Source organism: Saccharospirillum sp. HFRX-2 (genome assembly GCF_043196805.1).
Classification (GTDB): Bacteria; Pseudomonadota; Gammaproteobacteria; order Pseudomonadales; family Natronospirillaceae; genus Saccharospirillum.
On the sequence record NZ_JBEBMU010000001.1, the window covers coordinates 383,811 to 407,501 of the forward strand.

Consider the following 23,691-nt stretch of genomic DNA (forward strand, 5'->3'; position numbering starts at 1 on the left):
CCGTATTTCTTGAATTTTCTGACTCGCTATTTAGAGCGGGTATAACGCCTAAAAGGAGCCTCCTATGTGTGGCATTGTTGGTGCCGTCGCTCAGCGCGATGTGGCGGAAATTTTGATTGAAGGTCTGCGTCGTCTCGAATATCGCGGCTACGATTCGGCCGGTATTGCGATCATTAATGACGACACTCTCAGCCGTGTGCGCCGTGTCGGTAAAGTGGCGGAACTGGCGCAGGCGCTGGAACAAAATCCTCTGTCTGGCGGTACCGGCATTGCTCACACCCGTTGGGCGACTCACGGTGAGCCGAACGAAGTGAATGCCCACCCGCATGTCTCAGGTGACAGCCTGGCGGTGGTCCACAACGGCATTATCGAAAACTACGAAGTGCTGCGCGAAGAACTGAAAGAACAGGGTTATCAGTTTGCGTCCCAGACCGATACCGAGGTGATCGCCCATTTGGTTGAGCGTGAATTGCGCGCTACCGGTAGTCTGCTCGAAGCCGTAAAAAAAGCGCGCATTTTGATGGTCGGTGCTTATGGTATGGCGGTAGTCGATCGTCGCGATCCGGAACGTTTAGTTGTCGCCCGTTCTGGATCGCCTTTGGTCATCGGCCTGGGCATTGGCGAAAATTTTGTCGCCTCCGACCAGCTTGCTCTGTTGCCAGTTACGCGTGATTTTATCTATCTCGAAGAAGGCGATGTCGCTGAAGTGAGTCGGCGCAGCGTCACCATCATCGATGTCAACGACCGGCCTGTTGAACGTCAGATGCAGCAAAGCGATGTTCAACACGACGCTGGCGATAAAGGCTCATACAAACATTTTATGCTCAAGGAAATTTTTGAGCAGCCGCACGCCATCGAACAAACGCTGGATGGCCGCTTGGGCGCCAAGGATGTCGTCACCGAAGCCTTCGGTGTGAACGCCAATGAGTTGTTGGCGGGCATCGATTTTGTGCAGATCATTGCCTGCGGCACCTCTTATCACGCTGGCATGGTGGCGCGTTATTGGTTCGAACAGATTGCCGGCGTTCCCTGCCAGGTAGAGATCGCCTCGGAGTTTCGTTATCGCCAGTCGGTGGTTCCGAAGAACGCCTTGTTCGTTACCATTTCCCAGTCCGGTGAAACCGCCGATACGCTGGCCGCGCTGCGCGTCGCCAAAGAGCGTGGTTACAAAGCCACGCTGACACTGTGCAACGTGCCGGGTTCGTCGCTGGTGCGTGAAAGCGATCTGTCGTACATGATGCGCGCCGGCGCTGAAATTGGTGTCGCTTCCACCAAGGCGTTTACTGTCCAGTTGGTGGGTTTGATGTTGCTGGTGCTGAGTATGGCTCGCCATCAAGGTGTCGCCGCTAGCGAGATTGAGCGCTTAGTAAAAGGATTGCGCGCGCTGCCCAAACTGATCGACCAGACACTGACGCTGAACGACACCATCGCCGATCTGGCCGAAGATTTTGCTGATAAACATCATGCGCTGTTCTTAGGTCGTGGCAGTCAGTATCCGATCGCTATGGAAGGCGCACTGAAGCTGAAAGAGATCAGCTACATTCACGCCGAAGCCTATGCCGCGGGTGAACTCAAGCACGGACCTTTGGCGCTGATCGATGGCGATATGCCGGTGATTGTCGTGGCACCCAACAACGAACTGTTGGAAAAACTGCGCTCGAACATGGAAGAAGTTCGCGCCCGTGGCGGCCAGCTCTATGTGTTCGCCGACCGCGCTGCTGGCTTGGCCAAAGCCGGCGCTACTGGACTGATCGAACTGGAGCATATCGAAGACGAACTGGCGCCGATTCTCTACACCGTACCGCTGCAATTACTCAGCTATCACGTTGCCATTATCAAGGGCACCGACGTTGACCAGCCGAGGAATCTGGCCAAGTCGGTGACGGTTGAATAAGTCGGTGACGGTGGAATAACGATCCCGGGTGCCGCCTTTACAGCTGAGCACCCGGCACGTTGTAACCGCTCGATGTGCTAAGCCCGTTGCGCAGAATGATTGAGTTCCTGGCGCAGTCGGTCGAGCTTAGCACCCGCCCATTCGAGTGCGTCGGCACCAAAGACGAAACGCTCGGGAGTGTCTTCCTCGCTGATCAGTTCGATAAGCCGGGCCGCAAGCTGCGCCGGATCTCCCGGCTGGGCGTGATTGGCGCTGTCGATAAAGGCGCTAAACTGGGCGACAGCTTCGGCGTAGTCGGCAATATCGAGCTGGCCCTGGCGCATGGAACTTTGATCCAGAAAATCGGTTTTCATCATCCCCGGTTCGACAATCAAGGACCCTATGCCTAAGGGTGCAACTTCTTGAGCCAAGCCTTCCATCCAGCCTTCCAGCGCAAATTTGGTGGCCGAATAAACCGATCCGCCGGCATTGGCAACCAGACCATTAACCGATGAAATGGTCACCAGCAGCCCGGAGCGCTGCTGGCGCATAACTGGCAGCACAGCGCGAGTCACCGCCATGGCGCCCATGACATTGATGTCGAAGTTGCGGCGAACCTCAGCAGGCTCAATGGTTTCGAACCAACCCAGCTGCGCTTGGGCGGCATTGTTCACCAGGACGTCAATGCGCCCGAAATGCTCGATGGCCTGTTGCACGCTTGCGTTAATCGTCGCTTCGTCACAGACGTCCAGAGCCAGGGTGAGCAGGGCATCATTATCCTTACCCAAAGCCTCAGACAGAGCGCTTGATGAGCGGGCCGTTGCGACAACGCTATCGCCAGCGCGCAGCGCTGCCCGCGCGATTTCCAGACCCAGCCCGCGGGCTGTACCGGTGATCAGCCAAACCTTCTTCATGATTCGTTCCTTTCCTCATTCACAGTGCCGCTAGATTAATAGGGCTAATGAAATAAGATTAGCTACTTATTGGTACTGGACTCTATTAGAGATGCTACTCAATGCGTTCTGAGCTCTTGGCCGACTTGGCAAATTTTCAGCTGGTGGCGTCGCAGCGCAGCTTTACTCAGGCCGCTGTCAAAGCCGGGGTGACGCAATCGGCGCTGAGTCAGGCGATTAAGCGGCTTGAAGCCAGGCTGGGTGTCAAGCTGTTAGCACGCACCACACGCAGTGTTTCGCCAACCCAGGCCGGTGAGCGGCTGTTGGCTACACTGGCACCGGCATTAGCCGACATCATGACCGAAGTGGATGCCTTGGCCGACTACCGTGACCGACCAGCGGGCAGGATTCGAGTAACGGCGGGCAAGCACGCGGCACAGACGGTTTTGTGGCCTGCCGCTGTACAACTCATGCATGAGTTCCCCGATATTCAGGTCGATATCTCCATTACCTCGGCGTATCAGGACATCGTGGCCGAAGGCTTTGATGCCGGTATTCGCCTGGGTGAACAGGTCGAAAAAGACATGGTGGCCATTCCGGTGGGGCCTCAGTTGCGCTCTGCGGTGGTGGCGTCGCCGACCTATTTGGAGGCGCAGGGGCGGCCACAAACGCCGGATGAGTTGATGACCCATCGCTGCATCTGTTTTCGCAATGCTGCCGGCGGTATCTACGACTGGGAATTTGAGCGAGACGGGCGGCCATTGAGTGTCAGGGTCGGTCGGGGACTGGTGCTGAACGATGGTGATTTGATGGTATCGGCAGCGCTGGAAGGCTTTGGCTTGGCACATCTTATGGCAGATATGGTGGCTGACGAAGTCGCCGCCGGTCGGCTGGAATCCGTGCTGCAGGACTGGTGTGAGCCCTTTATCGGCTATTACCTCTATTACCCCAGTCGCAAACAACCCACACAAGCCTTTCGCCTGTTTCTGGATGCACTGCGCCGGAACCGACAGTGAGGCGCTGAAGCCAGGCATGTTATCCATTTAGGGTGGCGTTTTTATTCGCTTGGCTTGTCTTTGACTAATTCATGTAATAATCTAAGTTACATGAAAAGAGACAGCCGCTTGTCGGGCGTTCTGCACGTCCTATTACACATGGCCGAAGCCGGTTCTCCGCAAACCTCGGATGCGCTGGCGACCATGATGCAGACCAACCCGGTGGTTATCCGTCGCATCCTTGGTGGCTTGCGCGACCAGGGTTTGGTGCGTTCAGAAAAAGGCCATGGCGGCGGTTGGCGCCTGATCTGTGATCTGGAAAAAACCACCTTTTACGACATTTACGTCGCTCTGGGAGAGCCGGTGTTGCTGGCCATTGGCCACCGCACCGAGATGCCGGGTTGTCTGGTCGAACAGGCCGTCAACTCCGCCCTGGGTGATGCCTTCGCCAGCGCTGAACAGCAACTTTTGGAACGCTTTAAGGGCGTCACTCTGGCGCAACTCAGTAACGACTTTCATCACGGTATGCGCCGTCGAAGCGCCGCTGCCGATCAGGAGAATCAGTGATGACTACAACTTACGATGCCGTCATTGTCGGCGGCAGTTATGCGGGCATGGCTGCCGCCATGATGTTGGCACGAGGCTACCGCCAGGTGCTGGTCATCGATGGTGGCCAGCGTCGCAACCGCTTTGCCAGTCACGCCCATGGCGTGATCGGTCAGGATGGCAAACCGCCGGGTCAGATTGCCGATGAAGCCCGCGTTCAGTTGCTCAAATATCCGAACGTGACCTGGGTGAAGGGTCAGGCCGACAGCGTTGCTGCGCGTGATGGTGTATTTAAATTAACGCTCGAAAACGGCGAACACTATCAAGGGCTCTATCTGATATTGGCAACCGGCGTGCGCGATGTTTTGCCGCCGATCGCTGGCCTGAATGAGCGCTGGGGTCAGAGTGTGTTTCATTGTCCTTATTGCCACGGCTATGAATTGAATCGCGGTGCTTTAGGCGTGCTGGCGAGCAGTGAAGAATCGGCCCATCAGGCCTTTATGATTCCGGACTGGGGCCCGACGACTTTTTTCCTCAACGGCGTCTTTGAACCCTCAGCCGATCAACTGAGTGAACTGTCGGCCCGGGGCGTGACCATTGAGCGCGCAAAGGTCACCGAAGTCAGCGGCGATAACCAGGCCATCGTACATCTGGCCGACGGTCGTCAGGTTCAATTGGCCGGTTTGTTTGTCGCTCCGAAAATGGAAATGACCAATACCCTGGCCAGCCAATTGGGGTGCGCGATGACAGAAGGTCCCATGGGCGCTTATATCGAAACCGATATGATGCAAGCCACCTCGGTACCCGGCGTTTTTGCTTGCGGCGATGCCGCACGCGCGGCCGGCAATGTCACTATGGCGATGGCTGGCGGTACCATGGCGGGCACCGCAGTGCATCGCTCCTTGATGCATCATTCCATACTGCAGCAAGCCGGTTAACGCCATGCAGCCAGAGCAACTGACGGCTATTTTTGATCAGCAAGCGGCAGGCTACGACCGCCAGGCTCAGCGTCGCGAGCCGATCGAAAACGCCCTGCGTTTTTTGCTGGAAGCGGTGTTTGCCGACCTACCGACGAACGCTCATTTACTCTCTGTCGGTTCAGGTACCGGCACCGAAGTGATTGCTCTGGCACAACGTTTTCCGCATTGGCATTTCACCTTGGTGGAGCCATCGGCGGGCATGGTTGAGGTGTGTCGACAGAATCTGATCGAGGCGGGCGTCGCCGAGCGTTGTTTCGTGGAGCATGGTTATCTGGAAAGCGTGTCTCCCGCCAAACAGTTTGATGCGGCGACTTGTTTTTTGGTGTCGCAGTTTCTGGTCGAACCGGAAAAGCGCAAAGTATTTTTCCGGCAAATTGCACAGCGCTTGAAACCGCAAGCGCCGCTGGCCAGTTCCGACTTAATGTTTGATACCCGGTTGCCGATGTTCGAGGCCAGCTTGGCGTTGTGGCAGCGCATCACCACTGGTTCGCCAGCGACCATAGAACAGATTGAGCGCTTAAAAACCGCTTATACAAGAGACGTCGGCGTCTTGCCTTTTAATGCGGTTGCCCATCTGGTTAAGGAGGCTGGTTTCGACGAACCCTTGCCCTTTTTCCAGGCGGGCCTGGTGCAGGCCTGGGTAGCACGACGCGCTGCAAATTAATGAATTAATCAGGGCGGGTTCTGACCTGATTTTCCGTTAGTCTCTTTGTTTTGTCTGTTACGCCAAAGCGAGGGTTCTAATGAAGTTTGCATCCACACGTTTAATTGCCGCCGATCTGCCTGCCATGGTGGCCTTTTATGAAAACATCACCGGGCAAAAAGCCGATTGGTTGGCGCCTGTTTTTGCCGAACTGATCGTACCACCCGGCGTTCTGGCTATTGGTGCTGAAGAAACAGTCGCTTTGTTTGAACCAGGCAGTGCCAAACCTGCCGCTAACCAGACCGCTATTTTGGAATTCCAGGTCGCGGATGTGGACGCTGAATACGAGCGATTAAAAGACCAGGTGGATTGGGTGCACGGCCCTAAAGTGTTGCCCTGGGGAAATCGGACCGTACAGTTTCGCGATCCGGAAGGTAACTTGGTGGCCTTGTTTATGCCGCAAACCGAAGCCGCCAAGCAGCGTTTTGGACAGCGCTGAACCTTTGTTATAAGCGGGTGAAAAATATTTCCTGTTTTCGGTGCGGACCGTCGTTGCCATCGAGTTCGGTTTTTGCCAATCCCGATTTTCCAGCGAGCGCACCGACTAACTGACGATTAAATAAACTCTGTCGTTCGTCGGCAACAAATTCATCGATACAAAGCCACATCGCTTCGGCAATTTCGTCCGTGTCCTGAATGGCGATCTTGGTGTCCAGTGGCGTTAATTTGCAGACGAAATAGGCGTTACTTTTACCGAATCGATAAGGATGTTTGGTGGCAAAACCGAGCACCGATTCGAAGCGGGTATTGATGCCGGTTTCTTCCCAGACTTCGCGTTGCACTGCCGCTTCAATCGACTCACCGACTTCAACGTGACCGCCGGGTAATTTAAAGCTGGTCATGCCCTGTTCACGAATTGCCAGAAAATTGCCTTGGCCGTCTTCAACCAAACCGCCCGCGCCCAGCGTATGCGAAGGCACAAAGGGCACAAAGGCATCAACTCGTAAGCGCTTAATCAGCGTGAGCTCCGCTTCCAGACAATTATGAAATACAAAACCCAATTCGGTGGCGATGCCGGTTAAGTGAGCGCGTTCAATGGGCAAGGTGAGCCAGACTAACTGCTTGCCATCAGCTTCACTTTGCGCCAATAAGGCCGCCAGTTTTTCCGCAAAGATGGCGGCATCTTCGGGCAGATTGTGCGGCGAAATAATAACGCCATTAAAGGCATCGGCCTGGGTGTGCATTATTCGCCTGCGCTGAGTTGATCAAGTAAGCCGGGTGGCATGAAAGGCCGGCCGCGTTCGTTCATTGCGGTCCAAATAAATACCGCCTGCAAACACAGCACGCCATCGCTGCGCACGATGCGTTGATCAAAGGCTGCGCGGATCCGGTCTACTAACCGCAAGCTGCTCTCAGTATGAAAGTAATCGCCACTGGTCAGCGGTTTTTTGTAATCGATTTCGGCACGAACGATGACCAGGTCAACGCCTTGTTTCGATTGCTCGGCAAAATTCACGCCTTTAGACAGCAGGAACTCGTGGCGCGCGTGTTCGAGATAATTCTGATAGACGGCATTGTTCACAATGCCCTGCAAATCGCATTCGTAATCGCGGACTTTGAATTCCAACCTCATGCTCATGCACGACCCTCAAAGCCTTCCAATACATTGACCGCATTTACGCCGATGGCATCGACATCGTAACCGCCTTCCATTGTGAACAGGGTCGGCTTGCCAAGCTTGGCGATGCGCTCGCCCATGCGTAAATAATCGGCGCTGGTCAGTTTGAAAAACGAAATCGGGTCGCCTTCAAAGGTATCGACGCCCAGCGCTACAACCAGAAAATCCGGATTGTAGGCCTCGATCTGATGACAGGCATCTTCCAAACCGTCTTTCCAGATTTCAAAAGGCGTACCCGGCGGATAACGACGGTTCCAGTTATAGCCTTCGCCTTTACCCGCGCCGGTTTCGTCTTCAAAGCCGAGGAAGTGCGGGAAGACCAAATCCGGATCGCCATGAATGCTCAGCGTGAACACATCGGAACGTTCGTAGAAGATCGACTGGGTGCCGTTGCCGTGGTGGAAATCGACATCGAGAATTGCCACGCGCTGGGCACCGCTATCGCGAAACGCCTGGGCGGCGATGGCGGCATTGTTAAAGAAGCAATAACCGCCGTACAGATCGGCCGCGGCGTGATGGCCCGGTGGCCGGCACAAGGCAAAGGCGGCGCGGTCACCGTTCTGAATCTGCTGTTGCGCCGTTAGCGCCACATCGACCGATGCCCGCGCCGCTTCCCAGGTGCCGTCGGTAATGGAAGTTTCGGCGGCGAAACTGTAATAGCCCAGGCGGCCGTCGATGTCTTTCGGCGCCCGGTGGCGCATACCGCGGCCCGCCCAGACAGCCGGAATCGCTTCGCCCGGTTTGCCGGCGGCTTTCCAGTCGGCCCAGCAATGTTCCAGAAAGTCGATGTAGTCGTCGGTGTGGATGGCGCGAATTGGTTCCAGGCCATGTTCGACCGGTGCCAATACCTCGCCCAATTGACGATCTTTCACCCGCGCCAGAATGGTCTCGGCGCGGTTGGGGTTTTCATAAGGCGGCACCAGAATGCCGCCATCGAGTTCAGAGGTGGCAGTGCGACGGTGATGCAAAGGGGAATAGACGGTTTTCATCGGAAGGGTTCAGCGGCCGTGGAATATGGCCGCTAATGTCGCACAGTCGGGCGGATTTTTCATCGCCGCCGATGTGGAAGGTCACAGCGATTGCAGTTGGTACTCCAGCGATAAACCAATGTATTGAACGTCTTCGGCAATGTGCGTCCAGTCGGCCACCAGACTAAGGCTGGGCGACAGATGAACAGCCGCGCCCGCGCCATAACTCAGGTCGGTATCGGAACCTTCGAAACTGGTGCAGTTACCACTGATACAGCGCTCCACTTCAGACTGCGCACTGAGCACACCCACCCGGCCATGCACGGAAAAACGCGACCCCAAGGGTTGTTCAAACTGGCCGTACAGCGCAAAGGTCGTCAGCCAGGCCGAGGCAAAGCCCACCGAATTGCCAAAGCTGTTGACCACCTCGCCTTCGACTTCGCTGACCGTCGCGCTGACTTCCGACTGCAGCGAGAACTGTGGCAAAAGCGCATAGGCATAACGGGCGGCGATACCGACACCCGGGTCGTCGTAATCGGTAATGGTTTGGTATTGCAGACCCACACCGAACGACTGATCGGCACTGACCGAAGCGGCGCTGAACAGCACCAATAATGAAATAAACAGACGAATGTGCACGCGGTTCTCCTTCTTATCGTGACTCACACAGAGTGGTCACAGCATAAGAAGGCGTTTGAAAACAGGCGTGGCGGATTGAATCGAAAAAGTGGCCGATTGACGCAAGTTGAATGGTTTAGTCAGCGGCTTGTGTATTGGATGCTTGGAGTTGGCGTGGGGAATAACCAAACTGCTTCTTAAAGGCGAAAGAGAAATGCGACAGATCTTCAAAACCCAGTTCCAGGTAGATGTCGGAGGCCGTGGTGGCCTGGTGGGTTAATAGAAAGTGCGCTTCCTCTAAGCGTCGCCGGACCAACCAGGCAGCCGGCGAGCTATTAAAGATGGCTTTAAAATCGCGCTTGAACGCCGAGAGGCTGCGGCCGGTCAGAAAGGCAAAGCGCTCCAGGCTGACGTTGAATTTGTAGTGTGTCGCCATAAACGATTCCAAATCCAAACGACCCGGACGGCGGAAGTCGAACAGTATGGCCGCCAGCTCAGGCTGTTGTTGCAGCAGTAGTAACAGCAGTTCTTCGCGCTTGACCTCAGCAAAGGCCGGGTCCAGTTGCCCACCGCCTAAATAGTAGGGGCGCAACGATTGAACAAAGGCGGCCAGGCGATCGGTACTTTGTAAGTGAACAAAGGTGTCGGTCGCAGCCCCGGTCGCTAGTGGTTTCGGGTGGCGTTCTAAAAAACGCCGTAACAGCGCTTCGTCAAACCGAACCGCCATCTTTTCATAACGGCCGGGTTGGCGATGTTTGCGGTAGTGCACCAGGCGGTTTTTACGGACCAAAACCGCCGACCCTGCCTCTAATCGCAAGTACTGCTGGCCGTCGAAGCCTTCCATCTCGCCTTCAATAACGAAGATAAACAGATGCTCAGCGACAAATTGCTCGGGTGAAATGTCCGGGCCTAAGTAGCAGGCGGATGCGTCGGTGAGGTTGTTCATTGGCCCAACAATCCAAAGTGTTCCAGGCTCAGTGCGGCATCGAGAATGGCCGTCTCGTTAGAGCGAGGTTGCCAACCGAGCAGCGTGCGCGCTTTGGCGTTGGAGGCATTGCGACGGATACCCAGCATAGGGGTCAGCTCCCGGGCTTTCGGATTAAACAGCGCAACCAATCGTACCAACCAGTCGGGCAGTGCTTTGGGGTCGGGGTTGGCCACCAGCTTGGGGTAATGCTGCGCCACCAGATGGGCGATGTCGATCAAACTCAGCTCGCCGCCCGCAAACGCCAAAAACCGTTCACCAGCGGCCTGTGGATGCGTCATCGCCAGTAAATGTAAAGCGGCAACATCACGCACGTCGACAATGCCCAGGCGAATAGACGGCAGCCGTTTCATAGAGCCATCCAACACCGCCTTTAACAGGCTTGGGCCGCTCGACAAATTAGCGTTGAGCTGAGGCCCAAAAATACCCATGGGATTAATCACGCTCAGTTCCAGCGAGCCACCGTCACGCTCGATAAAATCCCAGGCGGCTCGCTCGGCCAGAACCTTCGATTTGTTGTAGGGCGATAAACCGGGTTGATGCGGGTCGGTCCAGTCGGCCTCGGTGATGGGTTGATTGGGGTCTTTATGGCTGTAGCCAACGGCGCCGAAATTAGAAGTCATCACCACGCGCTTAACACCTCCATCGCGTGCGGCTTTCAATACCCGCCGGGTGCCTTGGACGGCGGGCTGAATCAGCTCGTCTTCGTGCTTGGGCTTGTGGTGAAAGATCGGTGAGGCCAGGTGTTGCACGTAATCATGCTGGGCACACAGTTCGGCCCAGCCGGCATCGTTCATTAGATCAGCCTGTACAAATTGCAGTTTTGGAGTGGCTGCGATGCCGGCCTGTTCCAGGCTATTCAGCACCGCCGCCTGCTTGCTCAGATCGCGCAGCGTGGCGGTAACGGCGTAACCCTGTTGCAGCAATTGTGCGATGAGATGTACGGCGACAAAGCCATTGCCGCCGGTGACCAAAACTCGAGTGTCGGCTGGAGAAGTTGTCATAACTTGAACCCCTGAAGGAAAGAGCGCTCAAGTCTAAGGCCAGTGTTCCAGTTGCCGCTTTGTTGAGCGGCTCAAAGTGACTTTGTTCAGAAGGCCAGGACTGAAGGCCAAGTTTACAAGGTCAGGTGGCCATGTTGGCCTACATCACCGTACTGAACTGTGGGTTTGACTGCGCCTTCATCCGCTCAATCCGCTTCCAGACTTTCTCGTGGAAGTAGAAGGCCACGGTATTCACCGCCGGCTCAACCAGCGCGACCAAACCGCCCACGATGGGACTGCCGGTCAAGGCCCAGGCAACGCCAAAGGCGATGGAAAAGTGCATAACTGCAAAAGTGGCTGTTTTAATCATCTCGGTGCCTGCTATCGATTTTGGCTATGACGAGAATGATAGTGGTTCTTGTTTGATTGTCTATGGTTATTGATTTTATATGGTTGATAGTTTTCTGGTATGAGTTTTGTGTAGGCTGAACCAAGCTTGGCAAGGGCGATACTTATATCCGCTACAAATAATTATTCAGAGCAACTTTTTGCACCCTACACAGTATCCGCAACTCACCCTTCGTAGAGTCATTAAGTTGGCTTCTGCTTAGGTCGGAAAGACCGCCTCCGGGTGGTTTGTCATCTCGGGAACCAGAGTAAAGGCTACTTGTAATTAGAGCGCAAAAGCCTCTCTTTCAACCCCGAATGCCGCTCCACCCGCATCCTAACCCCTTCCAACCAAACCCCTTCCCCACCAAACACCACTAATTCCTGCTTCGCCCGCGTCAAACCGGTATAGATCAACTCACGCGTGAGCATGGCGCTGGGGGTTTCTGGCAGTACCAGAGCAACCCGCTCGAATTCGCTGCCCTGGGTTTTGTGGATGGTCATGGCGTAGACGGTTTCGTGTCTGGGTAGTCGGCCGGGGGCTACCGGGCGGTGGCTTTCGCCTTCCGGGAACCAGGCTAGGAGTTGGCCGTTGTCGTCGGGCCAGAGTAGGCCGATGTCTCCGTTGTAGAGGCCGACGCCGTAGTGGTTTTCGGTGATCATGATCGGCTGGCCGCGGTAAGCGGGTTCACGGTTGGGGTTGAGTTGGCGTTCGATGCGTTCGTTAAGCGCTTCTACGCCGCGTGGGCCGACTCGGGTCGGGCACAGCAGGCGGAATTGGAACAGACGGTCGAAGGCTTCGCTCAAGTTTTCGGCCTGGGCGATGGGTTGGTACCAGGTGCGCGTCCAGGCGTCGATTTGGGCATAGAGGTTGTTGTCGCCGAGCCATTGGACGTCGCTGTGTTCGCCTTTTAGCGTTGCCAGGCTGGCGTCGCTTTGGCCGTCGATCACTTCGCGGGCGAGTTGGCCGATGCCGGAGTTGGGGCCGAAACGGCGGCTGTCGTAGAGGTAGCTGAGGTAGTCGGCGCTGCCGGAACTGCCATTTTCTAAGCCAATTCCCAACTGTTTAAGTTGAGTTTTTCGGGCCTTTGAATAGCCTGGATGCGGCCTTTCGGCTAAATCAGCCAGCACGCTACCGGCCGCAACAGACGGTAACTGGTCGGCATCGCCCAGAAAAATGACGCGAGCGTGCTCGGGTAAGGCGCGGAACAGGCGCGTCATGAGCGGTAAATCGACCATCGAGACTTCATCGACCACCAGAATATCCAGTTCTAATAAGTTGCGGTCGTTGTGGCGGAAGTCGAGTTGGTTGGGAATGACGCCCAATAAACGGTGCAGCGTGGAGGCGGTTTCCGGAATGGCGTCGAGCGTGAGCATATCGACCGGGCCGAGCAGGCCAGCTTTGGCCGCGCGGATGGATTCGCCCAGTCGTTGTGCCGCTTTGCCGGTTGGGGCGGCGAGTTTGATGACCGGCAGGTCGGTCGCGGTGGCGGCCAATAGCGCCAGCAGTCGGGTGACGGTGAAGGTTTTGCCGGTGCCGGGGCCACCCGCGATGACGGTAAAGCGGTTGAGCAAGGCATTGGCTGCCGCGATTTGCTGCCAGTTGGTGGTGTCGCTGCTGCCGAATAAGTCGGTCAGTACCTGCTTGGCGGTTTTCAGGTTGGCGTCGACCGGGGCGTTCAGGCGTGAACCCAGGGCGGCGGCGAGTTTGGTTTCGAAGCGCCAGTAGCGGCGCAGGTAGAGTCGGTCCAGGTCGAACACTACGGGGGCGTTGTCGTCTGGGCCGATTGGCAAGGCGCTGAGTTTTTCGATCCATTCTTCCAAGGCCGGGAAGCGATAGCCGCTGTCCGGGTCGTCTTCAGCGCGCCACTCAAAGCGGCCCGCCCAGTGGCTCAGTTGCAGGCAGGCATGACCCTGTTGCAGCGCCTGGCTGACGCCGACCAGCGAGTGAAACAGCCAGTCGTCCTGGCAATTCAGAAACTCGCACAGCCGTTCGGCGAGCAGTAAGTCGAGTTCGGCGACGCCTTCTAAATGGCGATTTAGGTCGAGTAATTCGCTCACGCCGGTTCTCCCTGAAATAAACGGTCTAACTCCGCTATGGCGGCGAGGTCGGCTTCGCGATGGTAGATGCCGCTGGCGTTGCCCGGCGCCATGCCGCGCAGGTAGAGATAGTGCACGCCGCCCAGATGTTGGGCCGGGTCGTAATCGGCCAGGCGCGTGGCCAGGTAGCGGTGCAGCGCCAGGCTGTAGATCAGGTATTGCAGGTCGTAATAGCTGTTCTGCACGCTCTCGGTCAGCCAGGGGTCCTGGTAGCGCGCCAGCTGGTTGCCGAGGTGGCTGGATTTGTAATCGACCACGTAATAGCGGCCGGCCCAGTGGTAAACCAAGTCGATGTAGCCGTGCATCATGCCTTTCAGCCGACGTGGGTCAGGCAGCGCGACCGCTTGTTGGCCGCGATGGCGAGCGAGAATATCGGCCAACTGGCGGCCGGCGCTGGTGGTGGCGTTGAGCGGAAAGTAGAACTCCGATTCGCGCAGCGTCTGGTTGAGCGGCAAATCCGCCAACCGCGCGCCGCTGGGCAGTTCGGTGCCCAGAATCTCGGTCAGCCAATCGATTAACTGAGGTTCGACGTCTTTGATGCCGCTGATCAACCCCTGATAGCGCTGGCGCGGCGCTTGTAAGGCGGCGTCGAAATCGGGCTGGTGGAAGTCGAGGCGTTCCAGAATATCGTGCAGCAGATTACCGGCTTCGGCGCCACGGGCGAGCGAGAAGCGCAGTGGCAGCTCGCCGCTGGGCGTGTTGGCGGCTTCGGGTTCGTCCTGGTCGCGGTCCGGGTTCGACAGGCCGCCGTGGCGCGCGTTGCGGGTGAGTGCCGAGAAAGAGCTGAGCCACCAGTCGCGTTCGATCTGGCCGTGGAAGTCGGCGGGTTTTAGGCCGGCTGGTTGTGTTGTTGCGGTCGAGTGAGTGGGTTCGGTGGTCAGGGCGAGATCCCGGATCAAGTCCGGGATGACAGAGCTATTACCCAGCTTTTCGTTCATGGTACCGAACTGCTCGATACCCATGCATCTCGCCAGCGGGCTGCGGCCGAAATCTTTGAAGTCGGCGGCGAGAATATACAACCGGCTTTCGGCGCGGGTGGCGGCGACGTAGAGCAGGCGAATGTCTTCGGCGATTTGTTCTTGTTGCCAGAGTTCAATTTCTTCATCGCTCGGGTTCAGCGCCAGGCGCGCGCTGTGGTCGTGGCGGTCGTGGTAGCGCACCAGCGAGGGCGTTTGCCGAGCGCTGCGACCGTAGCTGACGAAGGGCAGAAAAACGACCGGGTATTCCAGGCCTTTGGCGCCGTGCTGGGTGATCACCTGTATTAAATCCGCGTCGCTTTCCAGCCGCAGTTGCGCTTCGGCAGCCAGTCTGTCGTCGTCGCGCGCCTGGTCGAACCAGTGCAGCAGCGCCCAGGGTTGGCGATGGTGCTGGCTGGCCTGTTGCAACAGTTCGAGCAGATGCAGACTGTTGGTCAGGGCGCGTTCGTGTTGCGCTGGTCGTGGCTGGACGTGGCGTTGGAACAGCGCCAGCGCCATGCTCATCAGGCCTTGACCCATCCAGCGTTCGCGCAGTTCAGTGACCTCGGCCTGCAGTTCGGCCCAGCGGTGTTCGTTTTGATGCAGCTCATAGAGCGCTTCGGTATCGAGGCCGAACCAGGGCGTGGCTAAGGCCGCGACCAGAGCGCGGTCGTTTTCCAGGTCGAGAATGCCGTGCAGCGCCAAACGCAGGCTGTCGGCTTCCGCGCTTTTCAAAACGTTATCGCGGCTGCTCAGATAAACCGAATTCAAACCGTATTCACGCAGCGCCATTTGGATGGTGGCGGCTTCGTTGCGGTCGCGCACCAGGATGGCCACGTCCCCTGGACGCACTGGAGATGAGTCGGCGGGGCGCAGGGGTTTTTCCTGCCAGCTTGCCTGGGTTAACAGTCGCTGGATTTCGGCGGCGGTCCAGACCGCGAGTGTGCTTTGAGCGTCTTTGGCGTAGGGCTTGTCTTCGGCGGGCAGCAAGCCCCATTGCACCGCCGCTCGGCAGGCTGGGTCGTTCAGTTCAGCGGCGTCTTTGGCGCCGGCGCTCACCGGTTGGTAATCGATGCCGAAGCCGAACACTTCGCGGCCGCCGTCGTAAAACAGTTGGTTGTAGCCGTCGACCACCGCCGGGTGCGAGCGGAAGTTGGTGTCCATCTGCCATTGCTGGTCGGCGTGGTCGCGGGCGCTTAAATAGGCGAATACATCGCCGCCACGGAAACCGTAAATCGCCTGTTTGGGATCGCCGATCATGCACAGCAGTGGCTCGGGATTTCCAGCGTCCGGTTTTTGATAAATCCTATCCAGAATGGCGTACTGGTCCGGGTCGGTGTCCTGAAATTCATCGACCAGCGCGGCCGGGAATTGTTCGGCCAGCGCCGCCGCCAATGGCTCGCCGCCGGGTTCGGTCAGGCGTTGGCGCAGCAGTACGATGAGGTCGTTAAAGTCGAGCTGGTTGAGGCGGTCTTTGGCGTCGGCCAGGTGAGCGCGGGCGTAGTCGATGCCCGCCCAGGCCAGTTGGGCACGCTGTTCCAGGCTGATTTGATTGAGCGCTTTGGTGAGGCGATGCAGCGTCGGTAATTGGTCGATTTTTTTGGCGGTGCTGAAGGCGTCTTTGTTAAATGCTTTGTCGAACAAGGCCGGCGCGGTGCCGGGCCAGGGTTGATTGGCGAGTTGGGTTAATTCGTCCAGCGTCGCTTGCCAGATGGCTTGGTTATCGCCGCGTCGGGTTTTGACGTTCAGCGCAAAGAAGGCTTCGGCCTCGTTTTGCCACTGTTCACGAAACGCCTGCCAGGCCGGTTGCGGATCGGTCACGCCCGGCTCGGGCAGCGGTTCGCTGCTGGCAATGGTATTGGCCCAGGCATCGAAAAACGCATCCGGCGTCGGCCAGTGTTGGTAGAGCAAACCGAAATCGGCATCGCCGGCGCGACGGCGATACCAGTCACGCAGCGCTTCGATAATCAGCTCGCGGCTGTCGGTTTCCATCTCGGCGTTAAAGCCGATGCCGCTGGCGAAGGCCTGCTGGGTGAGAGCGCGTTTGCAGAAGCCGTGAATGGTGTAGACGGCGGCTTCATCCAGATGCAGCAGCGCCTGATGCAATCGGGCTTTGGCCTTGACTGGCTCGATACGCTGGCGCAGTTCGGCGAAAAAGGGTTCGTCGAGAGTTTCCCAATGATCGTGGGCCTGGCGTAGCAAGGTCGCCAGCCGGCCGCGCAGTTCTTCGGTGGCGGCCTTGGTGAAGGTCATCACCAGAATACGATCGACGCTGAGGTTCGCTTCCAGCAGCAGTCGAATATAGAGCCGGGTAATGTTGTAAGTCTTGCCGGTACCGGCGCTGGCTTCGATCAGTTGGCGGCCGGTGAGTGGCAGGGTGGCGGCGTTGAGTTTAGGCATGGGCCGTCTCCTGCAGGTGCGCAAATAAGGGTTCGTAGAGCGCCAACAGATCGTCGCGCAACGCCGCTTCATCGGGCGGCTCGGGCCAGAACCAGTGCATATAGGCGTCGCTGCCTAAACCGCTGCGGAACTGGTCGCCATACCAGAGGCGGTCGAAGTGATAGGGCTGGTATTCGCCGCGGGTTCTGGGTTTGGCGATTTCCACGCCAATAGCTGAGTTCAGCGGTAGCGGCCGGCACAGCGCCAGCTTCCAGATGCGCAGCCAGTTGGTCAGTTCGGTCTTGGCGTCGTCGGCGTCGAGCGGTGCTAATTGCAATTGATAGACGGCGTCGGTCTTGTTGGTGCGGTATAGGCCGAGGGTTTCGGTGGGGCCGCTGAGGTTGGCGACCAGATGGTGCAGCCAGAGCGTCAGGTAATCTTTGCCTTTGGCGTCGGCCAGGCGCCAGAACAACAGGCGGCCATCGGCGAGGCGAGGTAATTGGGCGCTGAGTTGCTGGCCGTCGATGCGCGTTTCGACGTTTTCGAGCGTCAGTTCAGCGCTGCCCAACTCCATTAAGTGAGCGGCGAATTGTTCGGCTTGTTGCTGCCAGCTTTGCAGGTCGTCTTCGGCCTCAGCGTGATCGGGTAACAAGCCGGACAGCCGGGCGCGGTCGAGCCAGCTCTCGACCGGCATGTCATCCAGGCCGAGTTCGCTGTCGATTAACTGAGCCTGCAGCTGGTAGCGGGTGAGATGATCCGGCGCGAAGGGTTCGCTGTCGTCCAGTTGCGGGCCGCTGTCATAACCCAGGAACAAACCCAAACGCTGGCGCGCGAAGGCGCGTGATGGATGGTCGAGCGCATCGATCAGTTGTTTCAGCGGTAGTTCATCCGGCCAGTCGGGTTCGGGCAGTTCGGCGATATTGCTGGCGTCAGGCAATGGCGCGGTCAGGCGCAGCCAGTGGCGGTCGAAGCTGGGTTGTGCACCTTGGTAATTGGCCGCAGCAAAGGGCTGCAGCGGCAGATCGCGAATCTGTTCGCGGCGCCAGCCGGTGGCGCTGTGCAGGTAGTCGAACAGTTCGGTCAGCACCAGCGACGGCTGACGCTCGGTGTTGTTGGTAACGTCGCGGCCCTGGTAACTGAGATAGATCGCATCGCGCGCCGAGAGCAGCGCTTCGAGGAACAGATAGCGGTCGTCACCGCGGCGTGAGCGATCGCCGAGGCGATGATCATTGGCCATCAGATCAAAGCCCAAAGGCGGCCGGTGGCGCGGGAATTCGCCGTCGTTTAAGCCGAGCACGGCCAGCACTTTGAACGGAATGGAGCGCATCGGCACCAAGGAACAAACGGTGATCTGGCCGGTTAAAAACTGACGGCCGCCGCTTTGACTGCCAGAGAACGCCTGCATCAGCACATCGCGAATCACACCTAAGGGAATGTCGCCGTCGAAGCCGGCTTCGAAGCAGTGTTGGCCAAGGTCGGCGATGGCGGTGCGCAGGTCGTCGTGTGCCGGGTCGAAGCTCTCGCCGGTGGCGAACAGCGCCAGGCGCAGTCGGTCTTTAAGGAAGGCTTGCCAGTGTTCGATGTCGCGCGGCTGGTTCAATTCCGCGGCGAGTTGTTTAAGGCGGCGCACGAAGGCCATCAGGCGGCCCAGTTGCAACGCATCGCTGCCTTCTACTTGCGGCAGTAGTAAGCGCTCACCCAGAATCGTCGCTTCGTCGCCCCAGGCGAAACCGAGCAGTAGTCGGTCGAGGCCTTGCTGCCAGGTGAAGTGATCGCTGACTTCGCGTTCCACAAAGCCAGCCTTGTGTTCGGCATCCAGCCCCCAGTGCACTGCCGCTGTGCTGAGCCAGTGGGCGAGCTGATCGACGTCGTCGGGCGTTAACTGGAATTGTGTCTGGATGGCTGGCACGCGCAGCCAGCCGATCACCTGACTGACCTGGAAGCGGGCGTCGGGCAGGGTTAATAAATCGAGAAAGGCGGCGACGGTTGGGTCGGCGTCTTTTAGGTGACGGTCGGCGATGGAACAGGGCAGCGGCGGCACTTTTTCCGAGAGATCTTCAAAGCGGCGCGCGAAGACGGCTTCGACAAAGGGCGCGTAGTCTTCGACGTTGGGGCACATCACCACCACATCTTTGGGCGTCAATGTCGGGTCGTCGTTAAAGCGATGCAGCAGCCAGTCGTGCAAACCCTGAACTTCGCGCAAGGCCGAGTGCGCGCGGGTGACGCTGATGGAGTTGTCGTTCAGCTCGCTGGGTGTGTCGCGGCCATCGCGCAGATGCAGAATGTCGCGTTGCAGTTGGGCCAGCAGTGTTGGTGTTTCGTTTTCGACGAATACCGGCGTTTCCAGATCGGCGCGTTCGCTGAGCAAGCGCACAAAGGCCTGGCCTTGCTGGCCGAGGTTGGCGAGCAGCGGGTTGCCCACATCCAGCGGGGTGTCCGGGTCGGTTTCGGCTTCAATCCAACGCGCCCGTTGTTTGGCCGCCTGGCGTTCGCTGACCACTTCGCCCCAGTAGTCGTCGCTGGGGTTCAGGTACAACAGATGGATGTCGATGCCGCCCTGGTCTGACAACGCTTTAATAAAGTCGAGCCAGAACGGCGACAGCGCATTGATGCCGAATAAAAACAGCCGTTCGGGTAAGGCCTCGGCCGGTTGAGCCAGCTGGTCAATGGCCTGGCGCGCCAGTTTGATCGGGTGAGGCACGACTGTATCGGCGGTCAGCAAACGCCACAGCTGCGCTTGCCAGTGATTGCCATTGCCGCTATCCCAGTCGGCAATCCAGTCCGGGCGGTAGAGCAGATACTGCTCGTATAAATCGGCCAGTTGTTCTGCTAATTGATGACGCCGCACCGCTTGTTGGCGATCGCTTTGGCGTTGCCAATAACGAGTGGGTTCGGCAAAGGTGGGATTGGCGGCGATGTCTTCCCGCGCCAGCAAGGCATCGAGCCGCCAGCTTAAAACCTCGCGCCGGTAAGGCGAGGCTTCGGGCACGGCATCGGGGCCAAGCACGCGGCGAATCAGCGTCCAGAATTCGGTGACCGGCAGCGGGAAGCGCAGGTTCATGCTGATGCGCCGGTCGCGGTGCTGCGCCAGTTGCATGCTCAGCCAGTGCTGCATGCCGGGGTTTTGCACCAGAATTACATCGGGCTCGAGGGCGTTGTCGACGGGCACGGCGAGCAGCCGCGCCAGCGGTTCGACCAGCACCTCGAGTTGATTTCCGGGCAGGGTATGGAGCATGAATGGGCACCTTAACAATCCGTGCCCAGTGTATCAGTTAACGATGCAGGTAGGCGGTCAGCGCTTGCAGTTTGGGTGCGCCGAGCAGGATCAGCACGAAGGCAATCGGCCAGGCAAACAGAAAAGCCTGACCCCAGGCGTGCAGATAATCAGCGCCAAAGCCAATGTTCAGCCAGGTGATCAGAGCGGTCATCAAAGTGACCATATAAACCGACATCAGCAGCGGAAAGGTAAAGGGCCGCAAGGTTTTATGAACGCGCATTCGGAGTTTTCCCCAAGGTTGAGACCGCCCCTATGATGGGGCTTTCGAATTGCATCGCAAGGTGCGGATGGCATCGGGTTTGTTAAGGCCTAGAGTGCGGTTAAAAACAGAGCCTGGAAAACGAGTGGATGCGGATATGACGAATCGACTGACCAACTACGACTGGCCAGCGCTGGAAACTGAACTCGACCGCTATGGCAATGCGCGCTTGCCCGAGTTGCTGCAACCAGACGAATGCCAGGCGCTGATCGACAGTTACGCCGACCGCCAGCGTTTTCGCAGTCAGGTGATTATGCAGCGCCACGGTTTTGGTCAGGGCGAATATCAGTATTTTGATGAACCGTTGCCCGAGCTGATCGGCACCTTAAGAGCGCAGCTTTATCAACGCCTGGTGCCGCTGGCGAATCGTTGGTCGCAGCGTTTGGGTTTTGAGCATCGTTATCCGAAAGCGCATGCCGACTTTATTGCCCACTGTCACGCCGCCGGTCAGACCAAACCGACGCCGCTTTTGTTGCGCTATGGCAAAGATGACTACAACTGTTTGCACCAGGATTTGTACGGCCCGCTCGCTTTTCCACTGCAATTGACTGTGATGCTGTCACAGCCGGGCGAGGATTTTAGCGGTGGTGAATTCACGTTGGTTGAGCAACGTCCGCATCGCCAATCGCGCCCGGACGTGGTTTCATTGCAGCATGGCGATGCGGTTATCTTTGCCGGTCAGTATCGGCCGGTGGCGGGAACGCGCGGCGATTATCGAGTCACCTTGCGTCACGGTGTCAGCCGGGTGCACGGTGGCGAACGCTTTACTCTGGGACTGATTTTTCATGACGCTCAATAGCACGACCTTGCCGCTCAGTCTGCCGGCTGATTTTCGCCGTGATGATTTTTTGGCCTTCCATGGTCGCGATATTGAAAGCATTGCCGAGCGCTGCGACGACCAGTCGGTTAGCAAAGCGATAATGTTCCAAGGCCATCCATTAACGCTCAGTTTTCACTTCGATCAAAACCAACTCAGCGTGCAATGCGACGGCGAAAAAGCCGCTGAATTTCCGTTAAAAAGCGTTGCTGAAAAAATGCTCGGCTTGGATCAGGGCGCGGCTGCATTCGAAGCGCAATTTGCCGATCATCCTGAGGTGGGTGAGTTGCTGCAACAGCGGCCGGGTTTGCGCGTGCCGCAGTCGGCCACGCCTTTTGAAGCCTTGGTCTGGGCCATTGTCGGTCAGCAGATCAGTGTCATTGTGGCGATCAATATTCGGCGTCGATTAATTTTGGCTGCCAACCAGCAAGCACCGCAAAATCTGTTCGCCTTTCCCGATGCGCAAACCCTGATGGCATTGAGCGACGAGCGGCTGCGTGAGACCGGGTTATCACGCGCCAAACTCATTGCTATTCGTGCCTTGTGCGAGGGCATTTTATCCGGTGAATTGCCGCTGGATGACTGGTTAAAGGCGCCAGATGCCGAACTGATTTCCAACCAGCTATTGGCGCTGAAAGGCATCGGTCCCTGGACGGTCAATTATGCCTTGCTGCGCGGCTTTAGTTGGCTCGATGGTTCGCTGCACGGCGATGTGGCGGTGCGTAAAAACCTCGGCGAATTATTAGCGCACCAGACTACTCCAGATGCCAAATTCACCGAGCAATGGCTGGCGCAGTTTTCGCCCTGGCGCGCTTTGATGGCGGCGCATCTTTGGGCGCGGGCGAATGCAGCAGGTTATTAACCGCCAAAAACGCCCTGTTCTTGCAGCACCTTGCGAATATCTTCCGGCCCAAATACCAGCTCGGCGTTAATGCCTAAGGCACGCGCTGTTTCGACATTGCGGATGCCATCATCAAAAAACCAGCACTCTTCCGGCTGCGCCTTCAGCGCTGTTAGCACGGCTTGATAGATTGCCGGGTCGGGTTTCATCAGGCCGAAATCGAGGCTGGTAAAGGGATGGTCGAGCAGCGGCCAGACGGTGTTGCGTGCTTTGACCATTTCCAGGTGGCAGGGGTTGGTGTTGCTGAGCAAACTTAAGGTATAGCGGCCGTCGGTTTTTAGCTCGGTTAACAGCGGCACGCTGTCGTCGAAGTCGTCATCGAGCATGGCGCGAAAGCGGGACTGCACTTCGTCGCGGCTGAGCTTGAGTTCGAATTCCTCGATCAGCGCCTCGGTGAAGGCGTCGAAATCGAGCTGGCCGGTTTCAAAGGCGTGGGTAGAACGGGCATTGCCCCAGAGTGCGTGGATCTGTTCGAACGGCACGTCCCGCCCCAGCAACACCGTTACCTGTTGGTGCCACTGTAAGCGCACCAGAACGCCGCCCATGTCGAAAATCAGATGTTTGATCGTTGCCGGCATGGCATCTCCACTCGTTGATCACTAAACTGGGCCGCCCACGGTCCCAGGGTCAGTCTTATGAGCCGCAAGAAACGCGATATTCCCGTCTTTTCCCATCCCATTGTCGAAACGCACTGCCACCTCGACTATCTGAAGGATGCCGAACTGAGCCAGATTCTGGACGACGCCAGAGCCGTGGGAATCGAGCGTATCGTAACCATAGCGGTGGAGCCGGACAATCTCGGCCGGGTGCGCGATCTGACCGAAGAACACGAGATGATATACGGCACTCAGGGCATTCATCCGCACGATGCCGACCACTACACCGACGCCACCGACGCCGAACTGCGCGCGCACGCTAACGATGACAAGATCGTCGCCATCGGTGAAATTGGCTTGGATTATCACTACGACCATTCCGACCGCGCCAAGCAGCGTCAGGTGTTTGCCGACCAGTTGAAGATTGCCTGCGAACTCGACAAGCCGGTGGTCATCCACACTCGCGATGCCGACGAAGACACCCAGGCGATTCTGGCGGAGTACGTGCCGCACCTGAAACGCAAAGGCGTGATCCACAGCTTTACCTCGGGCATCGACTTGGCGCAGTACTGTTTAGAGCAGGGATTTATGCTCGGCTTTAACGGTATCATTACCTTCAATAAGGCCGAGAACGTGCGCGAAGTTCTGGCGGCCACGCCGATTGAACAATTGGTGGTGGAAACCGACTCGCCGTTTTTAACGCCGGTGCCTTATCGCGGTCAGGAAAACGCGCCGAAGTTTTTGCCCTTTGTGATTGAAAAAATCGCCGACGTAAAACAACTCCCGGTCGATCAGGTACTGAAACAGAGTTACCACAACGCCCAGAAATTGTTTGGCTGGGCCTGAGACAAAGCAAA

At 57.6% G+C, this 23,691-nt stretch carries 22 protein-coding genes; 9 read left to right on the forward strand and 13 right to left on the reverse strand.

Annotation, left to right across the window (positions count from 1 at the left end):
• Positions 1-64: 64 nt before the first annotated feature.
• Positions 65-1,894, forward strand: a complete 1,830-nt coding sequence (glmS, locus tag ABMA60_RS01960) for a glutamine--fructose-6-phosphate transaminase (isomerizing) (protein ID WP_392797902.1) — start codon at positions 65-67, stop codon at positions 1,892-1,894.
• A 77-nt stretch (positions 1,895-1,971) separates the two neighbouring features.
• On the opposite strand, the gene ABMA60_RS01965 is transcribed toward glmS, so the two are convergent.
• A complete protein-coding gene (locus ABMA60_RS01965) occupies positions 1,972-2,787 on the reverse strand; it encodes an SDR family NAD(P)-dependent oxidoreductase (protein ID WP_392797905.1) in 816 nt (271 codons plus the stop codon).
• A 101-nt stretch (positions 2,788-2,888) separates the two neighbouring features.
• Here ABMA60_RS01965 and ABMA60_RS01970 point away from each other — a divergent pair, with 101 nt between their 5' ends.
• The 5 genes from ABMA60_RS01970 to ABMA60_RS01990 all read left to right on the forward strand — a co-directional run bounded on the left by ABMA60_RS01970 (position 2,889) and on the right by ABMA60_RS01990 (position 6,429).
• Entirely contained in the window at positions 2,889-3,782 is an 894-nt protein-coding gene (locus ABMA60_RS01970; protein ID WP_392797908.1) for a LysR family transcriptional regulator, read from the forward strand.
• A gap of 108 nt (positions 3,783-3,890) precedes the next feature.
• Positions 3,891-4,328, forward strand: a complete 438-nt coding sequence (locus tag ABMA60_RS01975) for an Rrf2 family transcriptional regulator (protein ID WP_392797911.1) — start codon at positions 3,891-3,893, stop codon at positions 4,326-4,328.
• A complete protein-coding gene (locus tag ABMA60_RS01980; protein WP_392797914.1) occupies positions 4,328-5,245 on the forward strand; it encodes an NAD(P)/FAD-dependent oxidoreductase in 918 nt (305 codons plus the stop codon). The genes ABMA60_RS01975 and ABMA60_RS01980 overlap by 1 nt, the downstream gene beginning before the upstream one ends.
• Before the next feature lie 4 nt (positions 5,246-5,249).
• Positions 5,250-5,951 (forward strand): class I SAM-dependent methyltransferase, encoded by a 702-nt coding sequence (locus ABMA60_RS01985; protein ID WP_392797917.1) that lies wholly within the window; start codon positions 5,250-5,252, stop codon positions 5,949-5,951.
• A 79-nt stretch (positions 5,952-6,030) separates the two neighbouring features.
• Positions 6,031-6,429, forward strand: a complete 399-nt coding sequence (locus tag ABMA60_RS01990) for a VOC family protein (protein WP_392797920.1) — start codon at positions 6,031-6,033, stop codon at positions 6,427-6,429.
• 7 nt (positions 6,430-6,436) lie between these two features.
• Here ABMA60_RS01990 and ABMA60_RS01995 read toward each other — a convergent pair whose 3' ends face one another.
• The 11 genes from ABMA60_RS01995 to ABMA60_RS02045 all read right to left on the reverse strand — a co-directional run bounded on the left by ABMA60_RS01995 (position 6,437) and on the right by ABMA60_RS02045 (position 20,481).
• Positions 6,437-7,174: an NUDIX domain-containing protein gene (locus ABMA60_RS01995; RefSeq protein ID WP_392797923.1), complete on the reverse strand. Its 738-nt coding sequence runs from the start codon at positions 7,172-7,174 to the stop codon at positions 6,437-6,439.
• Positions 7,174-7,569, reverse strand: coding sequence for an acyl-CoA thioesterase (locus ABMA60_RS02000; RefSeq protein ID WP_392797926.1), 396 nt, complete (start codon positions 7,567-7,569; stop codon positions 7,174-7,176). The genes ABMA60_RS01995 and ABMA60_RS02000 overlap by 1 nt, the downstream gene beginning before the upstream one ends.
• A complete protein-coding gene (locus tag ABMA60_RS02005; RefSeq protein ID WP_392797929.1) occupies positions 7,566-8,597 on the reverse strand; it encodes a histone deacetylase family protein in 1,032 nt (343 codons plus the stop codon). The genes ABMA60_RS02000 and ABMA60_RS02005 overlap by 4 nt, the downstream gene beginning before the upstream one ends.
• Positions 8,598-8,678: 81 nt before the next feature.
• Positions 8,679-9,215: a porin family protein gene (locus ABMA60_RS02010; protein WP_392797933.1), complete on the reverse strand. Its 537-nt coding sequence runs from the start codon at positions 9,213-9,215 to the stop codon at positions 8,679-8,681.
• 115 nt (positions 9,216-9,330) lie between these two features.
• Positions 9,331-10,140 carry a helix-turn-helix domain-containing protein gene (locus ABMA60_RS02015; RefSeq protein ID WP_392797936.1) on the reverse strand — a complete coding sequence of 270 codons (810 nt, stop codon included), beginning with the start codon at positions 10,138-10,140 and terminating at the stop codon, positions 9,331-9,333.
• Entirely contained in the window at positions 10,137-11,183 is a 1,047-nt protein-coding gene (locus tag ABMA60_RS02020; protein ID WP_392797939.1) for an SDR family oxidoreductase, read from the reverse strand. Before ABMA60_RS02020 ends, ABMA60_RS02015 begins: the two co-directional genes overlap by 4 nt.
• A gap of 139 nt (positions 11,184-11,322) precedes the next feature.
• Positions 11,323-11,532, reverse strand: a complete 210-nt coding sequence (locus ABMA60_RS02025; protein ID WP_392797942.1) for a DUF2061 domain-containing protein — start codon at positions 11,530-11,532, stop codon at positions 11,323-11,325.
• A gap of 293 nt (positions 11,533-11,825) precedes the next feature.
• Positions 11,826-13,610 carry an exodeoxyribonuclease V subunit alpha gene (gene recD / locus ABMA60_RS02030; protein ID WP_392797944.1) on the reverse strand — a complete coding sequence of 595 codons (1,785 nt, stop codon included), beginning with the start codon at positions 13,608-13,610 and terminating at the stop codon, positions 11,826-11,828.
• Positions 13,607-17,005, reverse strand: coding sequence for an exodeoxyribonuclease V subunit beta (gene recB / locus ABMA60_RS02035; protein WP_392797947.1), 3,399 nt, complete (start codon positions 17,003-17,005; stop codon positions 13,607-13,609). The genes recD and recB overlap by 4 nt, the downstream gene beginning before the upstream one ends.
• A complete protein-coding gene (gene recC, locus ABMA60_RS02040) occupies positions 16,998-20,219 on the reverse strand; it encodes an exodeoxyribonuclease V subunit gamma (protein ID WP_392797950.1) in 3,222 nt (1,073 codons plus the stop codon). The genes recB and recC overlap by 8 nt, the downstream gene beginning before the upstream one ends.
• A gap of 37 nt (positions 20,220-20,256) precedes the next feature.
• Entirely contained in the window at positions 20,257-20,481 is a 225-nt protein-coding gene (locus ABMA60_RS02045) for a DUF2798 domain-containing protein (RefSeq protein ID WP_392797952.1), read from the reverse strand.
• A 136-nt stretch (positions 20,482-20,617) separates the two neighbouring features.
• On the opposite strand from ABMA60_RS02045, the gene ABMA60_RS02050 reads away from it, so the two are divergent.
• Together ABMA60_RS02050 and ABMA60_RS02055 are read left to right on the forward strand one after the other, a co-directional pair.
• On the forward strand, positions 20,618-21,319 hold the full coding sequence (locus ABMA60_RS02050) for a 2OG-Fe(II) oxygenase (RefSeq protein ID WP_392797954.1): 702 nt from the start codon (positions 20,618-20,620) through the stop codon (positions 21,317-21,319).
• Positions 21,306-22,199 carry a DNA-3-methyladenine glycosylase 2 gene (locus tag ABMA60_RS02055; RefSeq protein ID WP_392797957.1) on the forward strand — a complete coding sequence of 298 codons (894 nt, stop codon included), beginning with the start codon at positions 21,306-21,308 and terminating at the stop codon, positions 22,197-22,199. The genes ABMA60_RS02050 and ABMA60_RS02055 overlap by 14 nt, the downstream gene beginning before the upstream one ends.
• Here ABMA60_RS02055 and ABMA60_RS02060 read toward each other — a convergent pair.
• Positions 22,196-22,816, reverse strand: a complete 621-nt coding sequence (locus ABMA60_RS02060) for an HAD family hydrolase (RefSeq protein ID WP_392797959.1) — start codon at positions 22,814-22,816, stop codon at positions 22,196-22,198. The two genes, ABMA60_RS02055 and ABMA60_RS02060, sit on opposite strands and share 4 nt — an antisense overlap.
• 57 nt (positions 22,817-22,873) lie before the next feature.
• Here ABMA60_RS02060 and ABMA60_RS02065 point away from each other — a divergent pair, with 57 nt between their 5' ends.
• Complete coding sequence (locus ABMA60_RS02065) at positions 22,874-23,680, forward strand: TatD family hydrolase (protein ID WP_392797962.1); 807 nt, start codon at positions 22,874-22,876, stop codon at positions 23,678-23,680.
• Positions 23,681-23,691: the final 11 nt, after the last annotated feature.

What these genes read in the sequence shown, in the direction of transcription:
- glmS (WP_392797902.1), top strand. Translation starts at nt 65, where the DNA reads ATGTGTGGCATTGTTGGTGCCGTCGCTCAGCGCGATGTGGCGGAAATT.
- ABMA60_RS01965 (WP_392797905.1), bottom strand. Translation starts at nt 2,787, where the DNA reads ATGAAGAAGGTTTGGCTGATCACCGGTACAGCCCGCGGGCTGGGTCTG.
- ABMA60_RS01970 (WP_392797908.1), top strand. Translation starts at nt 2,889, where the DNA reads ATGCGTTCTGAGCTCTTGGCCGACTTGGCAAATTTTCAGCTGGTGGCG.
- ABMA60_RS01980 (WP_392797914.1), top strand. Translation starts at nt 4,328, where the DNA reads ATGACTACAACTTACGATGCCGTCATTGTCGGCGGCAGTTATGCGGGC.
- ABMA60_RS01985 (WP_392797917.1), top strand. Translation starts at nt 5,250, where the DNA reads ATGCAGCCAGAGCAACTGACGGCTATTTTTGATCAGCAAGCGGCAGGC.
- ABMA60_RS01990 (WP_392797920.1), top strand. Translation starts at nt 6,031, where the DNA reads ATGAAGTTTGCATCCACACGTTTAATTGCCGCCGATCTGCCTGCCATG.
- ABMA60_RS01995 (WP_392797923.1), bottom strand. Translation starts at nt 7,174, where the DNA reads ATGCACACCCAGGCCGATGCCTTTAATGGCGTTATTATTTCGCCGCAC.
- ABMA60_RS02000 (WP_392797926.1), bottom strand. Translation starts at nt 7,569, where the DNA reads ATGAGCATGAGGTTGGAATTCAAAGTCCGCGATTACGAATGCGATTTG.
- ABMA60_RS02005 (WP_392797929.1), bottom strand. Translation starts at nt 8,597, where the DNA reads ATGAAAACCGTCTATTCCCCTTTGCATCACCGTCGCACTGCCACCTCT.
- ABMA60_RS02015 (WP_392797936.1), bottom strand. Translation starts at nt 10,140, where the DNA reads ATGAACAACCTCACCGACGCATCCGCCTGCTACTTAGGCCCGGACATT.
- ABMA60_RS02020 (WP_392797939.1), bottom strand. Translation starts at nt 11,183, where the DNA reads ATGACAACTTCTCCAGCCGACACTCGAGTTTTGGTCACCGGCGGCAAT.
- ABMA60_RS02025 (WP_392797942.1), bottom strand. Translation starts at nt 11,532, where the DNA reads ATGATTAAAACAGCCACTTTTGCAGTTATGCACTTTTCCATCGCCTTT.
- recB (WP_392797947.1), bottom strand. Translation starts at nt 17,005, where the DNA reads ATGCCTAAACTCAACGCCGCCACCCTGCCACTCACCGGCCGCCAACTG.
- recC (WP_392797950.1), bottom strand. Translation starts at nt 20,219, where the DNA reads ATGCTCCATACCCTGCCCGGAAATCAACTCGAGGTGCTGGTCGAACCG.
- ABMA60_RS02045 (WP_392797952.1), bottom strand. Translation starts at nt 20,481, where the DNA reads ATGCGCGTTCATAAAACCTTGCGGCCCTTTACCTTTCCGCTGCTGATG.
- ABMA60_RS02050 (WP_392797954.1), top strand. Translation starts at nt 20,618, where the DNA reads ATGACGAATCGACTGACCAACTACGACTGGCCAGCGCTGGAAACTGAA.
- ABMA60_RS02055 (WP_392797957.1), top strand. Translation starts at nt 21,306, where the DNA reads ATGACGCTCAATAGCACGACCTTGCCGCTCAGTCTGCCGGCTGATTTT.
- ABMA60_RS02060 (WP_392797959.1), bottom strand. Translation starts at nt 22,816, where the DNA reads ATGCCGGCAACGATCAAACATCTGATTTTCGACATGGGCGGCGTTCTG.
- ABMA60_RS02065 (WP_392797962.1), top strand. Translation starts at nt 22,874, where the DNA reads ATGAGCCGCAAGAAACGCGATATTCCCGTCTTTTCCCATCCCATTGTC.